Genomic DNA, 15,508 nt, shown 5'->3' on the forward strand with positions numbered 1-15,508 from the left:
TGCGGATGACGCGCTCGACCATCCCGTTTTGTTGCGGGCAGTGCGGCGTGATGAACTCCTGACGCAGACCGTAGCTGCGTACCAGGGCTGTGTAGTCGCGGCTCGTAAAGACCAACCCGTTGTCACTTCTCAGCCGGAACGGCGCCGGCACGTGCCCGAGCGTGCCGCACTGGGCGATCAAAGCATGCTCCAACGCGCTCAAGGCTGTGCTGGCCTTACCGCTGCGCGACAGATGCCAGCCCAGCAACTCACGCGTACGGCAATCGAGCACCAGCGCTCGCGTCGCCCAGCCATCGCGGCCAGTCTCTTGAGAGTACTCCAACTTATCTGAAATCCTTATTGGGTGATTAGGAAAACTCGTTCACTATTGACACCAAGACCAGAAATTCATTCTGTGAGAAAATCCACATTCGCGAACTTTCTCTTTACGATTGATTCTAGAAACCTACCCTGAAATAAGAATCCTCGCCTCGTACCTCATGCAAATAATTCATCTTGCCCTGGCACCGCCCATATTCCTTTTGGGCATAGAGCGAGCCGGCCCGCCCATCGGAGCCATAAGGGGGTGAAAAGAGTATTTCAGCCAGAGGAATGCTCGCGCAGGAGCTTACTTTTGCATAGTATTCAATAAATCCGCTTTGGCTAGAAAACAGTGAACCCCATGTCGCTGGTACTTTATAGGCGCCAAGAACGACTTGCTGATGCGTTACAGAGTCGGTAATGCTGCCTCGCCATACGCGTGGGTCAGCTGAATCCCGAGTAATGGTGAGAAGATACTTCCGGCCATGAACCAACTCGTGCTCGGCCGAGCAACTAACGCCTTCTCCGCCATCTGCGCCGCCTGTGCAACGAGTGGTATCGACGACTTCTGTTCCCCTGCCGAACACCGAGAAAGCCGCAAGCGACTTTCCACCCGGACGCGGGCGCACACCCATGTAACCTGCGCTGCCGCCCGAAAAACCATACTGCTGGGCAAAGTAGTAGCCAGCCGCATCGGGAGCACGGACCACGGTGATGGGAAAGGTGATTTGGGTGATCGGCGGGGTAGTAGGAATGTGGTAAGAGAGCGATGCCATACCACCCGGTGTCACAGGCGGGGGAAACATAGCGAATTGCCACTGTCTCATGGAGGTGTAATCACTGGGCCCGCCTTGCGCATCGCACGCGCCAATCTGTATCTCTGCATTGCTGCCGGCATAGACACGGGCACAATTATGGCTTGGCGGCGCACTGTCCTTGTAGAGATTTTTTGCGAGTCGAAAGGTATCGCCTTCCAATCTCCACTGCTTTGTCGATAATGGAGCAGATGTATCACCGTTACAGCTTCCCACAATCAGGTCTGTCGACTGTGGGAGAGCTTGTAGGCAGCTGCCAGCCCCCATATCGTTGCGATACTTATTTTGGATTAGATAAGTGCCGTCTTCCTGTTCCACGAGCCGCCATTGCCTCATGGAGGTGTAATCACTTGGTCCTCCCTGAGCCTCGCAGGCACCGATCTGTACGGATGTGCTGTTCTCGAATGTGCGCATGCAACTAGCCTGATTCGCCTCCTGCTTGTACTTGCTTTCTATCAGCCCATAGGCGGATTCCCTCGTTTCAACGGCCGATGCGCATGTTACGCAACCTAAAGTGGCAGCAAACGTCATTGTAACGATGGTTATTCGATGCATGATATCTATCCTTTTAAATTTTAAAGTTTAGAAGTAGCCCGCTTGTTTAGACAATCGCCTGAGGCCTTCAAGCGGAGTATCTGGGTATCACGCTGCCAGCTGGTTCGTGAATATGTATGGCCCTGCGCAATCCTTTGGAACCAAGATTCTTCTTCATTTTTACGCTCGCACTGTAAATTCTATATATCGCAAATTGAACTTTATTGCGTCCGCTCTCACGAGACGGACACTTCATCGTTTGATTACACGCTTACTGCGATAACCAACAAAAACGGCTATTACAATGCATCCGTTCACTGTCAGAGCACCTATTGTGCGATCCACTCACACCATGTCCAAGCATGATGCTTAGCTACCGTGCGCCGCGTCGTTGAATAAGGTTGTTTTGACTATAGGCGCCCGGTACGACAAACGCAAGCTTGTCATCTTTGGTTGAACCGACAAATTTTAAAAAAGCAATACCTGTTCCCCCTACATCGAACCTCATTCGCACGTTTGATGATCGCATGAACACAGTGTTTATTTACACCTCTCACGCAAAATCATACTGTCTTACCCTGGATGAAACCGGTCTCGTTTGCAAAAAACACGGCGGGGACAGCACCGCCTTACAGCTGCCCGACGTTCAAGTGTGCCGCCATTTGCAGCTTCGCTCCGCCTAAGACCATTTGTGTAGAATGTGCTTATGCACAGCCAAGTCGCCGTTGAGCTACTCATTCTTCGCGTTATCGGTTAGCTTGCCGGGGTGAGAAAATCGATACTTGATGCCGCTCTCATACGCCCACTTGTCGAGCACCTTGGAGATGAATTCGCTGCCATTGTCTACCTTGACAAAGCCCAAGCCCTTATACTTCTACCGCCAGTTGTAAAACGTCGCATCGCTGATGCCCATCTTGCGGCACGCCTCAGCTACCGGCGTGCCCAGCGCTGCCTGTTCCAACGCAAATGCCATCTGTTCTTCAGTGTATCGGCTCTTCTTCACAATATCCTCGACGATCAATCCGTGATGCATGCTCTCCGTGTCAAGCGCGTCGCAGCCTTCGATCGACGCAGCCGCCACGATGCACTCATCGTAGAACGCCAACCCATAGCGTTCAGCAATACGCTGCGCCAGATCGTGCAGTCGATCGTGAGCGGTGCCACCATGCAGAACTACCGCACCCGCTCGAGAAACTGCACGACTTCCCGCCACGCCATGCCAAGCTTGCGGACACAGACGCTCGTGACCTCGTTCAGCTCTTGCATACCGATGGTCGGTCGACGCCTCAACAGTGCCTCGGCACGGTCCGACTTGGCGGTACCACCGGACATTCGATGTCACGCAAGTGCACCGGATCGCCCAAGTGGCGGGGTGTTCGGCCCTACTGCCCAGCGTCAGAACGACACTCAGCACGCGTCATACCTGCAAGCGATGCTGTGGCATAGGGAGGAACGCTACGTGCTTAGTTAGCTGGGGCATGCCGCACGCAAGGTGACACTCGCCGCCCCGAAAAGCAGCGACGATATGAGGCTCTGTGCAATGAAAAGTTTTTTAACAATGACTTCCCCGCCGATCACGGCAATGATCCGGCTAGACCACAGCCACGTGCTCGCGGCCTTTCGCCGCTATCATCCCAATAGCCCCAAATGGCGCAAACGATCGATTGTCGAATCCGCTTGCATTGCGCTGGAAATCCACGCCCAACTCGAGGATGAAATCTTCTACCCTGCACTGTCACGAGTTGCGCCGGACAACGATGTATTGCACAAAAGTGAACCCGAGCACAACCAGATGCGCGAGACGATCCGGTCACTGCGCAACATGGGCGTCAATCACCCAGACTATGACTCCTGTTTCATGCAGTTGATTCGCGAAACACTGCACCATGTCGCGGACGAGGAGACTGTGCTGCTCCCTCTGGCTGAGCGGCAGCTACAGTCCGAGTTGCAAACCCTCGGTGCATCGATGACGCGCCGCCGCATCGAACTGCTGTGCGAACGCCCAATGCAAGTGGTCACCCACACCGTACTCACATTCCCGCTTGCGAGTGCAGTGGTTGCTGGCGTGGCCGCCTGCGCAATGGGCCATCTGCTATGCGGCGGTCGCGTAAGCGGTTGCGCACCCCGTACAGCGGGCCGCCGATGACGGCCCGCTGCATGCCCATTCAATGCCGCGCCAAGTGACGGTCGCCGTGCTGACGGTGCTCGGCGGTATCCCGGCCCACCAGCTTGCTGAACAGGCTGTCGGGTTCATACAACAACGCCAGCGAGCGCTTTTCGAACTCGTCGAAAAACTCGCCCCACGATATCTCGACCAACGCTTGGTGCTCGGAATGCGGCGCATCGGGAAACATGATGCGCACGATCCCAACGTCGCCGTCCTGGTGCGTGCTTTCGACCGCGGCTGGCTTGCCGCCGTGCTACTGCGTCCATTTGCGGATAGTGTCGTGATCAGTGGTGACCTTAGCCATATGCGTCTCCTTCGGGTTGACACGCAAATCTAGCAACGGCGATGCCCATAGCAAGCGATACCTTAGTTACGGCATAGTATGGCGGGCTCAACCCTCGAGTCCCAACGTCGGCGTTGGTCGGCTACGCTGACGCGGTCGCGGTCAACCATGCGTTGGGCGACACGGGATACATTCGCCCCTGCACTCGGCTGGTTCAAGAATTAAAGGTAAAAGCACTGAGCGTGCCGAAGAAGACAACGTATGCACATATGCTGTGCGGCAAGGGCCAGCAACTATGGACAACCGCGTTCCCGTATCCTGTCCGCGGCGACGCGCTACTGAGCCGCCGCCGCGGTCACGATGCTCGCACGCCGCCGTGTCACGCGCGCCCAGCGAGCAGGTCTGTCATATCGTCCACACCTCCGACCATGCAATTTTAATAGTTAATAGACTCTTTCTGGAATGACCCACAGTACATTAGGATTACTATAGTCGAGCAGCTCTTGACGAGTTGCCTCACTAAATCGAGTGCGATCGACAAAAGCTCTAATTTCAATCCTTGCGTCCTCCAAATGCTGGAGAGGTAAAGAGGACATTACCTGCTGCATGTCTTTGAGCACGCTCTGTACATCCGTTTCATCGCCGCTCTCGAGCAGGCGCAGTGCACACTGCCATATCTGCTTTGACAACGTTTCGTTAAAGTCTTTCGTGCTTTTGAGCAGTCCGAGCGCCACCGGGGCACGTTGCGTGGGCAGCACGCGCTGAAAGACGGGGTCAAGTAGCGAAAGCTCGTGCGCGTATTGAGCCGGCGGCAGTGCCGTCAACCCAAACGGTAGGCAACGTAGCGCGCTATCTAATTGGTGATCCGGCAGTGACAGTGTCAAATGCCGCAGATTGGCATAGTGCATGGGCCGGTGTGCGTCCGGCAGCAACCGTATCGAACGAGCCAATGCGCCGATCGGTGCACCCTGATAGGATGGCGGTAAGCGCCGCACCCATGCCAGCAACGTTTCGTAATACTGGGCGGTCTTTGCGCCTTTATCACTGCCATGGCGGAAAACGTGGGGCAACAGTATCGCCAGTTCCGCGATCAGGTCCGCTTGTTCGGCTGTGTGCAACGCGGGGAGCCGGCCCAAAAAAGCCTGATATTCGCCTTCATACCACGACTGTGACGCGTCGTTGTCCAAACATCCGAGCAGCGATGCAACCGCAGCCCACGTGCTGCCCTGCTCAGCGCTACGGCGCTCGGCTTGAGCATATACAAACTTGTATAGCCCATAGACAAACTCGTACACATTGCATCGCGGCTGCGAGCGTGAAAATTGATGTATGGCCCGGATCATGTCATTTTGTATCTGCAAGCCTTGCCTGGGCACACGACCTGCGGCCTCAAAAACTTGTTCGAACGCTGCTTGCTGCTGCTCCCAGCGCATAGCCCTTATTGCGGGCCACAGTGCCTTGAGCGGCTCAGCGCGCAGCGCCGGCTCGACGCGGATACGCTCGATCTCGGTGAGCAGCTGTTGCATCGACGCGAGATCGAGCACGTTCATCCCCGGATCATCTCTGCTCTCTAACGGAGAGAGCGGTACGTTGCGCGCAGCCTTGGCACGTTGCCAGCAACGCCGGCTCAGCCACCTTTCCCGTAGCACGTGGTACGTTTGCTTGTCCACAGCCGACAAGTTGCCGATGTCGTCGAATGGCACATGGTCAGCCACTTGTTGAAGGACTTCTGGCGGCAGATCGTGGTACGTTGTCGGACGGCTTGTTCGGCCCGTTGCTAAGCCATCCGTCAAGCTATTCGTTGCGCTGGCCAACAAGCCTGTCGTCGGGTGTTGCGACATGCGTGCGCTTTCAGCCGCTGCCGACTTTGGGGAATGAGGCGGCGCCGCCGCGGCATGATGGCCGGCTTGGCGACTCTCCATAGCATATAGGGCCACTTGAGCACTGTGCGATGCGGCGTTCGGATCAAAGTCCATGGCAAGCTCGATAAGGGATAAGGCATGAGGCAAGCGCAACGCGAAGCGATGCTGCACAGCAGGCTAGCCCAAAGCGGTTGGGTCAGCGCAGTGGCAAACAAAAATGGTTAGATTTATGGCGGATCATGCCATTGGTTACCTGACGCCCGAGCCGTTCGCCCGAGCACTGAAGCAGCTCAGCGGTTTTTAACCTCAGACTCTCACTGCGGTCTGGATTAAAACCGGAGGTAGGTCAAGCAAGCGCCCCGAAGATAAGGGCGCCGACCACGCTCCAGAACCTACCCGCAGCCTTCTAATCGATTTTCCAATCTTAGCGACTTTGGCCTGTTTCTCCGCCGCCATGAGGTCCGCCCCACAGTGCTCGCAGCGGATCGCCGCCGAAGCCGTCGATTAGGTTTTGGGGAATGCTGCGGCACAGATAGTAAACGCCGCTGCGCCGCGTCAGGTGTGTTGCCATCCGACTCTCCACTAGCCCACGTGTAACACGCACGTGGTTTGTGTGGCAGTCGGAACAGGCTACAAATAAAGAAAACCCCGGTTCTCCGTGAAGAACCGGGGTTTCCACCACCATATACCGAAGTACTGGCGGAGACGGAGGGATTCGAACCCTCGATCCAGGTTTTGGCCCAGATGCTCCCTTAGCAGGGGAGTGCCTTCGACCTCTCGGCCACGTCTCCCGAAACTTCGCTCGCGTAGGGAGTCCACGCGACGAAGGCAAGATAATAGCGGCTCTACACGATCACGTCAATTCATAAGACACTACAACGAGCGTGCCACGATCGGCAGCCGCCGATGCAACAGCCACCGCGCCATCACGCCTGGTCGAGTTCGAACGCTTTATGAAGCGCGCGCACGGCAAGCTCCATGTACTTTTCATCGATCAACACCGAGATCTTGATTTCGGACGTCGAGATCATCTGGATGTTGATGCCCTCCTCCGACAACGTGCGGAACATCTTGCTGGCGATCCCTACGTGCGAACGCATGCCGACGCCGACGACCGATACCTTCGACACCTTCGGATCGCCCAGCACCGTCTGCGCGTTCACATGCCCGTTGGCCTGCTGGGTCAGAATGTCCATCGCGCGCTGGTAGTCACCACGGCCAACGGTGAACGTGAAGTCGGTCTTCCCCTCCACGCTGGTATTCTGGATGATCATGTCGACGTCGATGTTGGCGTCGGCGACCGGCCCAAGGATCTGGTAGGCAATGCCTGGCTTGTCGGGCACGCCCATGACCGCGATGCGTGCTTCGTCACGCTGGAAGGCGATGCCGGAGATAACGGCTTGTTCCATTTTCTCGTCTTCTTCAAAGGTAATCAGGGTGCCCGAACGCATTTCGTCGTCCAGCGGCATCAACGGATCAGTCAGGCTCGACAACACGCGCGTCTTTACCTGATACTTGCCGGCAAATTCAACCGAACGGATCTGCAGCACTTTGGAACCAAGGCTGGCCATCTCCAGCATCTCCTCGAACGTGACCCGATCGAGCCGGCGCGCCTCTTCGACAACGCGCGGGTCGGTCGTGTACACGCCGTCGACGTCGGTGTAGATCAGGCATTCGTCCGCGCGCATCGCGGCCGCGATCGCGACTGCCGACGTGTCGGAGCCCCCCCGGCCCAACGTGGTGATGTGGCCGTCGGGATCCACCCCCTGAAAACCCGTGATGACGACGACCTTGCCGGCATCCAGGTCGGCCAGCACGCGTTTATCGTCGATCTCGCTAATGCGAGCCTTCGTGAACGCGCTGTCCGTCTTGACCGCGACCTGCCAGCCTGCATAGCTAACCGCGTCGACGCCTTCTTCCTGCAGCGCGATCGACAACAGGCCAACGCTGACCTGCTCGCCCGTCGAAGCGATCATGTCGAGTTCGCGCGGACTAGGCTGCGCCGAAATTTCCTTCGCAAGCGCGAGCAAGCGGTTGGTTTCACCGGACATCGCGGACGGCACGACGATCAACCGGTGACCCGCCTTGTGCCACTTCGCGACGCGCCTCGCGACATTCCTGATGCGCTCGACCGAGCCCATCGAGGTGCCGCCGTATTTATGTACGATGAGTGCCATTGTCGTTATGAACTAGAGGGGAAACCACGCCGGCGCGCACGCGGGGTCGTTCGACAAAAGGGACACAAACGAGAAGCGGCGCAGTCAGCGCATGCGCGCCTGCCCGATCGACGAAAATCAGGGGAAAGCCAGACGAGCAAACCGGTAACCCTACCGTATGCCGGTGCGCTTGACAAGCGAAAATGCGTGCCGCATGCGCCGTGCGCCTGCGACCGAGGGTCATGCGAGCAGTATGTCCGGGCGCCATTCGATCCGCACCCGGCCGCCGCCCGCAACGTTAGGATCGACGCCCAGCCCGGGCACCCACAGCAACGTGTCGCCGACGAACAACAGCGGGACATCGCGTCGCCAAGCCGGCACCGCCGCCTCTTGGAAAAGGTTCTTCAACGTGCGCAGCGGCCCGCCGGCGCGCAAGCGCATGCGTTCGCCGCCGCGCCGGCCGCGTACCATGAGCGGCGCGCATTCGAGAACGCTGCGCTGCACCCCCTGTTCATCGTCGGCTCCACACGGCACGAAAACGATCGATCCCCGCCACGCCGGCAGCCGCCAGACCGACTGGCCCGACCATCGCAACTCGGCGCTCGGCGGCATCGCGTCATGGCTGGCCGCCCCGTCATCCTGGCGCTCCCACCAGACCCGGTTGCGATACAGGCGCAGGCAATGTTTGTCGTGCTCGATCCGCAGCGCTGCATCGTCGCCGGCCTCACGCAATTGGCGCAGTATTTCGTCGACGCGCGCTGCGGATGCCGTCGCCAGCCCCGCCTTGCGCATCCAGAAGCGCAGCAGATTTACCGCGCGCTCATGACTGAGTTCAACCAGCGCACGCCGCGATAACGTTGGTTCCGCGGGTGCCGGGGCATCGGATCGCTTCACGACGGCGGCACGCCGGCTGGCGAACATACATGCACGCAGATCGATCATGGCCAAGTCCTCGAGCAGACGCTGCGCGGCAGCGGCATGCCGGGCCGTTCGCGCCAGCGCGTCGCGATACCCGGGAAAATGAACGGCCAGTGTCGGCGTCACATGCCGCCGCACCGCATTGCGCGCATACCGGGTGTCTGCATTGGATTCATCGTCGATCCAGCGCAGTGCATGCTGACGCGCATACGCGTCGAGAGAAGCCCGCAGTACCGACAATAAAGGTCGCACGTGAATGAGCCCGTTCGGCAGCAAGCGATGCAGCGGCATCGCGGCGAGCCCAGGCAGCCCCGCGCCACGCAGCAATTGCAGCAGCACGGTCTCGGCTTGATCGTCCGCGTGATGGCCAAGCCACAGCACGCGCACGCGATGAGCCACGCACATCTGCTCGAGCGCTGCATAGCGGGCGTCACGCGCAAGCGCTTCGACACTGTGCTGCGGCGTGCGCGCGATCGCGACGGCGCGGCAATCGAAAACAACATCGAGCCGGCACGCCACATCGGCGCAATGGCTGCGCCAGGCATCGGCATGAGGACTGAGCCCGTGATGAACGTGCAACGCGACACACCGGCCCGCGCCCAGCACGCGGGTCGCCGCATGCAGCAGCACCGTGGAATCGATGCCCCCGCTGAAAGCGATCGCAACGGACTCACCGCGATGCAGCGCCGTGGCCTGAGCTGCCACCGCCCCGAGAACCAGACGCTCGACCGATGATTCGTCCGCACTCGTCATCCGCTTACCCGTATGGATGCCACCTGGCGCGTGCCGCACCGCGCCGTTAGTTGCCGAACGGGCCGGCCTTGTATTTGCCGTAGTTCATCAGCCGCTCGAAGCGGCGGGCACACAGATCGTTTGAACTCATGCCCTGGAACTGTCGCAGCGAGTCGGCCAGCGCACGGCGCAGCATCGCAGCCATGCCTTTTGGATCCCGGTGTGCACCACCCAGCGGCTCGTTGACGATCTTATCGATCAGACCGAGCGCCTTGAGCCGGTGCGCGGTCAAGCCCAGCGCCTCCGCCGCCTCGGGCGCCTTTGCCGCACTCTTCCATAGGATCGACGCGCACCCTTCCGGCGAAATCACCGAATAGGTCGAGAACTGCAGCATCAACACGCTGTCGGCGACGGCAATGGCCAACGCGCCGCCGGAGCCGCCTTCGCCAATGATCGTCGCGATCGTCGGCACTTTCAACTCGGCCATTACATAAAGATTGCGACCGATTGCTTCGGACTGGCCACGCTCCTCGGCGCCCACGCCCGGATACGCACCCGGCGTGTCGATGAACGTGAAAATTGGCAAGTTAAATTTCTCGGCCACCCGCATTAGTCGCTCAGCCTTGCGATAGCCTTCCGGACGCGACATGCCGAAGTTGCGCAACGCGCGCTCCTTCGTGTCGCGTCCCTTCTGCTGGCCGATCACCATGCACGGATGACCATTGAAGCGTGCCAGGCCACCGATGATCGACAGGTCATCGGCAAACGATCGGTCACCGTGCAATTCGTGGAAATCCGTGAACAACTCGTTCACATAGTCGAGCGTATAGGGGCGCTGTGGATGCCGCGCGATCTGCGATACCTGCCAAGGCGACAGGTGCGCATACAGGTCTTTCGTCAGTTGCTGGCTTTTCTTGGACAGCCGCTCGATCTCTTCCGAAATATCGACGGCCGAATCGTCCTGCACGAAGCGCAATTCTTCGATTTTTGCTTCGAGCTCCGCGATCGGCTGCTCGAAATCCAGAAAGGTGGTCTTCATTTGTTCGAATCCTTGAACTATCCGGCAGCGCGTATTCTAACCGCGTGTTGCACTACTGGAACCGGCTTTGAACTATCGCATCGGCGTTTTGATAGTTGCCGGTGCGATGCCGAAAGCGGACATTACGCCACCATGCCCGACTCGCGCCCGATGGCGCGGGTTAAGCCTGCGCGCTCAACGGTTCCAGACTGCGCCACATGTACCACGTCGCGACAGTACGCCACGGCTCCCAATTCGCCGCGACTTCCCTGGCTTCGCTGCGCGTGACCGGCTCGCCGCTGAAATAATTGACACTGATCGCACGGATCAGCCCGAGGTCATCCAGCGGCAGCACGTTCGGGCGCATCAGGTTGAAAATCAGAAACATCTCGGCGGTCCAGCGGCCAATTCCGCGTATCTGCGTGAGCTCGCCAATGACCGCTTCGTCATCCATCGACGCCCATGATGCGATATGCAGCGCGCCGGACGTAAAATGCTGCGCGAGGTCGAGGATGTACTCCGACTTGCGCTTGGATAATCCGCACTCGATCAATCGCGGCTGCCCAAGCTTCACAATGCGCGACGGCGCAATCGACGGACATGCGGCCACAAGCCGTGCCCATATCGCCTGCGCGGCGCCGACCGAGATCTGCTGGCCGACGATGGAGCGGGCAAGCGTCACAAACGGATCGCCGCGCGCCATCAGGTGAACAGGCCCAAACTGCGGAATCAACTTTTTCAGTATACGATCGCGGCGGACCAGGTCCGCGCACGCACGGTCCCAATATTCGGGTCGCGACACGGCGGCCCCCCGCTCCTGCGATGCGGCCGGGACCGACGCCTCGGATGCTGGGGCAGTCGCCTTGCGCGCCGGCTCCGCGTTCGAGGCTGCACGAGCGACGTGGCGCAGCGTAGCGTCTTCTTCAAGCCCATTGGCGCGCGCCACACGCGCACGGGCAGCGCCGCGCTTTGCCGCCGCTGTCGCCGCATCCGGCGGCGCTTTCGCCTCAGTGCTGCGCGCCGCTCTCTTGGCCGTTGCCATCTCGCCTCCTGACTGCGGACTCATGCCGACGCCGCCGCGCTTCACACGCGTCGCCATTCGGTCGTTCCGCCCGGTTTGTCTTCGAGCACGACACCGGCATCGAGCAATGCCGCCCGGATCCGGTCTGCTTCGGCATAGTTCTTCGCGTGCTTGGCCTGCGCACGGGCTTCGATTTGTTCGTCGATCTGTGCGGCATCGAGCTGTGCAAGCCCATCCGCAGCGGGCGCGCGCCCCTGTAGATACTCGCGCGGATCGCGCCCGAGCATACCCAGTACGCCGGCTAGCCCCTTGAGCTGGCGCGCCAGCGCGGGATCGCCGGTACGGTTCAAGTCTGTGACCAAGTCGAATAACGTCGCGAACGCAACTGGTGTGTTGAAATCGTCGTTCATCGCGGCCCGGAATGCCGCCGCATGACGCTCGCTCCAGTCCAGCGCGCGATCGTCCGGCGCGACATCCTTGAGCGCCGTATAGAGCCGTGTGAGCGCCGCGCGCGCGTCGTCCAGATGCGGATCACTATAATTCAGCGGCGAGCGATAATGCGCACGCAGGATCAGCATTCGGATCACTTCGCCGTCATAGCGCTGCAACACGTCGCGCAGCGTGAAAAAGTTGCCAAGCGATTTCGACATCTTCTCGTTGTCGACGTTGACAAACCCGTTGTGCAACCAGTAGTTGACGAAATGCTGGCCGGTCGCGCCCTCGCTCTGCGCGATCTCATTCTCGTGGTGAGGGAATTGCAGATCCTGCCCGCCACCGTGGATGTCGAACCGTTCGCCGAGCAACGCACAACTCATTGCCGAGCACTCAATGTGCCAGCCCGGCCGCCCTCGCCCCCATTTCGAATCCCAGCCGGTGTCGGGCGGCTCACCCTCCTTGAAACGCTTCCACAGCACGAAATCGAGCGGGTCCTCCTTAGCGTCGTTCTGCGCAACGCGCTCGCCCGCGCGTAGGTCTTCGAGCGACTTGCCGGACAACTGGCCGTATCCGGCAAACTTGCGCACCGAATAATTGACGTCGCCATCACGGCCCTGGTACGCATAGCCGTTGCGCTCGAGCGCGTCGATCATGCCCAGCATCTGCGCAATGAATTGCGTGGCGCGCGGCTCATGGTCCGGGCGTTGGATGTTCAGCGCCGCCTCGTCCTCGTGCATCGCCTCGATGAAGCGCTCGGTCAGCGCGCGGATCGGCTCGCCGTTGTCCACCGCGCGACGAATGATTTTGTCGTCGATGTCGGTGATGTTACGCACATAGGTGACACGATAGCCGAGCGTGCGCAGCCATCGCTGGATCATGTCGAACACGACCATCAGTCGACCATGACCGACGTGGCAATAGTCGTAGACGGTCATACCACACACGTACATGCGTACTTCGCCGTCGTGCAGCGGAACGAAGGTCTCTTTGTTGCGACTGAGCGTATTGTATAGACGGAGCTGATCCATAGGAAAACGTTGCGTGTGCCGAGCGCTGCCAAACGCAGCCGGCCGCGACACTCACGCAGTACGCCACCCGCTTCGCGCGAGGGCGACGTACGGCCGCCGACGTGATTCGTTCGGGGAGTCGACTGGGTCGGATGCGACCGCGAGTGGCGCGAAGACCGTTGACTGTTCTTGTTCTCGGGAACAGCCGGACGTTTTGTTAGAATGGACTGAAGTATAACACCGTGAAAAGAGCCTATGAACACGACCCGCGGTCGCATCGCGCTTGCGGCAATGAGCTTCTTGTTCGCCGCCGGCACAACGCACGCGCAGGTTTCGCCCGCCGTCGCCGACGGCACGCCCGAAATCGACACCGCGATCGCGCAGCACGACTGGACCGGCGTGCTCAAGCAACTCGACGAGCGCGTGCGCTCGCACCCGCGCGATGCGCAGGCACGCTTCAAGCGTGCCAATGTGCTCGCGCAGTTGGGCCGCGACGACGACGCGATGACCGCGTACACGGCGCTCACACAGACCTATCCGGAATTGCCCGAGCCGTACAATAACCTGGCCGCGCTGTATGCGAAGCGCGGCAAACTGGACGAAGCCCGCGTGGCGCTCGAGACGGCGGTGCGCGCCAGTCCCGGCTATGCGCTCGCGCAAGCCAACCTGGGCGATCTCTACCTGCGACTGGCGGCGGAGTCGTTCAAGCGCGCCAGCGCGCTCGATCCACGTGATGCGTATTCGGCGCAGCGCAGCCGGCAGATCGTGCAACTGGTGAGCCCGCCGGCGCACGCCGACGCACGGCCTGGCGCAGCCGATGCACGGCCTAGCGCCGCTGATGCACTGCATAGCAGCAACGGCGATGCGCCGGCCGGACGCGCGGCAGCGGTGCCGACCACGCCGCCGCCGCAGGACGCGACGCCGAACTTCCCGACGATCGTCCCGGGCACCAGCGCGGCGCCTGCACTCGCGCCCTACATGGCGCCGCAGACGACACAACCTTGATCCATCCGCGCCGTCGCGAGCGTGTTGCGCTGCACGCGGCGCCCAAGGTGTTTTTTCAACCGATGCTCCCAACACAGGAACCGAAACATGAAACTGCTGCTGTCTGCCCTGCTTGGCGCGGCGCTCATCGCGTCAGCGCCGGTGCATGCGCAATCCAATGCCGGAACTCGCCAGGTGGACGCAAACCATCCGAACGTGCTATTCAAAACGTCGATGGGCGAGGTTCGCGTCGAGCTGTATCCGGAAAAAGCGCCACGCACGGTCGATAATTTCATCAAGTATGTGGCATCGGGCCAATACAACAACACGATCTTTCATCGCGTCATTCGCGGATTCATGATTCAGGGCGGCGGCTTCACGCCGGAGATGAAGCAAAAGCCCACGCGGGCGCCGATTCCGCTGGAAAGCCGCAACGGGCTGAAGAACACGACCGGCTCGATCGCGATGGCACGCACCAACGACCCAAACTCGGCGAGCGCCCAGTTCTTCATCAATACAGTGGATAATCCAAATCTCGATTACCCGAATCCTGACGGCCACGGCTACACAGTATTCGGCAAGGTCATTTCCGGCTTGGACGTCGTCAAGAAGATCGAGGCGACGCCCACCACCGCGCGCGGCAGCTTTTCGGACGTGCCGCAAAAGCCCATCGTGATCCAATCGGCCACGGTGGTGTCTAAGTAAGAACGCCGTTACAGCGCACTTGGACTTAACCCCTCATTCAACCAACACGCACAAGGAACGAACATGGTCGAACTACACACGAATCACGGCGTCATCAAGCTGGAGTTGAACGCCGACAAGGCGCCCAAGACGGTCGATAACTTCTTGAACTATGTGAAGAAGGGCCACTATGACAACACGGTGTTTCACCGCGTGATCAACGGCTTCATGATCCAGGGGGGCGGGTTCGAACCCGGCATGAAGCAAAAGCCAACCGATGCGCCGATCGACAACGAGGCGAACAACGGACTGAAGAACGAGGTCGGCACGATTGCGATGGCCCGCACCAACGATCCGCATTCGGCGAGCGCCCAGTTCTTCATCAACGTCAACGACAACGACTTCTTGAATCACAGCGCACCGACGCCGCAAGGCTGGGGCTACACCGTGTTCGGCAAGGTGGTCGAAGGCATGGACGTGGTCGACAAAATCAAGGCGGTGCGCACCGGCACGCGCGGCTTTCACCAGGATGTGCCGCTGGAAGACGTCGTGATCGAAAAGGCCGTCATCGTCTGAGACCGGAACGCGCGCG

12 protein-coding genes, 1 tRNA gene and 3 pseudogenes are annotated in these 15,508 nt (G+C 59.8%); 4 read left to right on the forward strand and 12 right to left on the reverse strand.

The genetic code is table 11. The features are described 5' to 3' along the window. Positions 1-37: 37 nt before the first annotated feature. The 4 genes and pseudogenes from B0O95_RS17015 to B0O95_RS06695 form a co-directional block, all read right to left on the reverse strand. Positions 38-271: pseudogene (locus tag B0O95_RS17015) on the reverse strand (DDE-type integrase/transposase/recombinase); the annotation flags it as partial. 166 nt (positions 272-437) lie between these two features. Further along, positions 438-1,670, reverse strand: a complete 1,233-nt coding sequence (locus tag B0O95_RS15420) for an RICIN domain-containing protein (protein ID WP_146064008.1) — start codon at positions 1,668-1,670, stop codon at positions 438-440. A 721-nt stretch (positions 1,671-2,391) separates the two neighbouring features. Next, positions 2,392-2,502 (reverse strand): annotated as a pseudogene (locus B0O95_RS16915) (IS3 family transposase); the annotation flags it as partial. A gap of 24 nt (positions 2,503-2,526) precedes the next feature. Continuing rightward, positions 2,527-2,652 (reverse strand): annotated as a pseudogene (locus B0O95_RS06695) (transposase); the annotation flags it as partial. Positions 2,653-3,207: 555 nt separating this feature from the next. Between B0O95_RS06695 and B0O95_RS06700 the strand changes: the two are divergent. After that, positions 3,208-3,795: a hemerythrin domain-containing protein gene (locus B0O95_RS06700; RefSeq protein ID WP_233203185.1), complete on the forward strand. Its 588-nt coding sequence runs from the start codon at positions 3,208-3,210 to the stop codon at positions 3,793-3,795. A gap of 19 nt (positions 3,796-3,814) precedes the next feature. Here the strand turns inward: B0O95_RS06700 and B0O95_RS16060 are convergent, their stop codons facing one another. The 8 genes from B0O95_RS16060 to cysS all read right to left on the reverse strand — a co-directional run bounded on the left by B0O95_RS16060 (position 3,815) and on the right by cysS (position 13,269). Next, positions 3,815-4,012, reverse strand: a complete 198-nt coding sequence (locus tag B0O95_RS16060; RefSeq protein ID WP_199180446.1) for a hypothetical protein — start codon at positions 4,010-4,012, stop codon at positions 3,815-3,817. A gap of 530 nt (positions 4,013-4,542) precedes the next feature. Continuing rightward, entirely contained in the window at positions 4,543-5,814 is a 1,272-nt protein-coding gene (locus tag B0O95_RS06710) for an F-box domain-containing protein (protein WP_233203187.1), read from the reverse strand. Between the two features lie 844 nt (positions 5,815-6,658). Next, a tRNA-Ser gene (locus B0O95_RS06715) sits at positions 6,659-6,752 on the reverse strand. A 135-nt stretch (positions 6,753-6,887) separates the two neighbouring features. Beyond that, a complete protein-coding gene (locus tag B0O95_RS06720) occupies positions 6,888-8,138 on the reverse strand; it encodes an aspartate kinase (RefSeq protein WP_104077207.1) in 1,251 nt (416 codons plus the stop codon). A gap of 219 nt (positions 8,139-8,357) precedes the next feature. After that, entirely contained in the window at positions 8,358-9,788 is a 1,431-nt protein-coding gene (gene tilS, locus B0O95_RS06725; protein ID WP_104077208.1) for a tRNA lysidine(34) synthetase TilS, read from the reverse strand. Between the two features lie 46 nt (positions 9,789-9,834). Further along, the gene (locus B0O95_RS06730) at positions 9,835-10,806 is read right to left on the reverse strand and encodes an acetyl-CoA carboxylase carboxyltransferase subunit alpha (RefSeq protein WP_013435654.1); all 972 of its coding nucleotides are present in this window, start codon (positions 10,804-10,806) and stop codon (positions 9,835-9,837) included. A 160-nt stretch (positions 10,807-10,966) separates the two neighbouring features. After that, complete coding sequence (locus tag B0O95_RS06735) at positions 10,967-11,827, reverse strand: DNA-3-methyladenine glycosylase family protein (protein ID WP_233203189.1); 861 nt, start codon at positions 11,825-11,827, stop codon at positions 10,967-10,969. A 41-nt stretch (positions 11,828-11,868) separates the two neighbouring features. Further along, a complete protein-coding gene (gene cysS, locus B0O95_RS06740; protein WP_104077210.1) occupies positions 11,869-13,269 on the reverse strand; it encodes a cysteine--tRNA ligase in 1,401 nt (466 codons plus the stop codon). Between the two features lie 234 nt (positions 13,270-13,503). Here cysS and B0O95_RS06745 point away from each other — a divergent pair, with 234 nt between their 5' ends. The 3 genes from B0O95_RS06745 (at position 13,504) to B0O95_RS06755 (ending at position 15,492) form a co-directional block, all read left to right on the forward strand. Continuing rightward, positions 13,504-14,253 (forward strand): tetratricopeptide repeat protein, encoded by a 750-nt coding sequence (locus tag B0O95_RS06745; RefSeq protein WP_104077211.1) that lies wholly within the window; start codon positions 13,504-13,506, stop codon positions 14,251-14,253. Positions 14,254-14,340: 87 nt separating this feature from the next. Further along, entirely contained in the window at positions 14,341-14,937 is a 597-nt protein-coding gene (locus B0O95_RS06750; protein ID WP_104077212.1) for a peptidylprolyl isomerase, read from the forward strand. A 63-nt stretch (positions 14,938-15,000) separates the two neighbouring features. Continuing rightward, positions 15,001-15,492 (forward strand): peptidylprolyl isomerase, encoded by a 492-nt coding sequence (locus B0O95_RS06755; protein WP_104077213.1) that lies wholly within the window; start codon positions 15,001-15,003, stop codon positions 15,490-15,492. Positions 15,493-15,508: the final 16 nt, after the last annotated feature.

Origin of the sequence: Mycetohabitans endofungorum (genome assembly GCF_002927045.1) — a bacterium.
GTDB lineage: Bacteria > Pseudomonadota > Gammaproteobacteria > Burkholderiales > Burkholderiaceae > Mycetohabitans > Mycetohabitans endofungorum.

Excerpts from the sequence above, each read along its gene's own strand:
- B0O95_RS15420 (WP_146064008.1), bottom strand. The coding sequence starts at position 1,670 with ATGCATCGAATAACCATCGTTACAATGACGTTTGCTGCCACTTTAGGT.
- B0O95_RS06700 (WP_233203185.1), top strand. The coding sequence starts at position 3,208 with ATGACTTCCCCGCCGATCACGGCAATGATCCGGCTAGACCACAGCCAC.
- B0O95_RS06720 (WP_104077207.1), bottom strand. The coding sequence starts at position 8,138 with ATGGCACTCATCGTACATAAATACGGCGGCACCTCGATGGGCTCGGTC.
- tilS (WP_104077208.1), bottom strand. The coding sequence starts at position 9,788 with ATGACGAGTGCGGACGAATCATCGGTCGAGCGTCTGGTTCTCGGGGCG.
- B0O95_RS06730 (WP_013435654.1), bottom strand. The coding sequence starts at position 10,806 with ATGAAGACCACCTTTCTGGATTTCGAGCAGCCGATCGCGGAGCTCGAA.
- B0O95_RS06735 (WP_233203189.1), bottom strand. The coding sequence starts at position 11,827 with ATGGCAACGGCCAAGAGAGCGGCGCGCAGCACTGAGGCGAAAGCGCCG.
- cysS (WP_104077210.1), bottom strand. The coding sequence starts at position 13,269 with ATGGATCAGCTCCGTCTATACAATACGCTCAGTCGCAACAAAGAGACC.
- B0O95_RS06745 (WP_104077211.1), top strand. The coding sequence starts at position 13,504 with ATGAACACGACCCGCGGTCGCATCGCGCTTGCGGCAATGAGCTTCTTG.
- B0O95_RS06750 (WP_104077212.1), top strand. The coding sequence starts at position 14,341 with ATGAAACTGCTGCTGTCTGCCCTGCTTGGCGCGGCGCTCATCGCGTCA.
- B0O95_RS06755 (WP_104077213.1), top strand. The coding sequence starts at position 15,001 with ATGGTCGAACTACACACGAATCACGGCGTCATCAAGCTGGAGTTGAAC.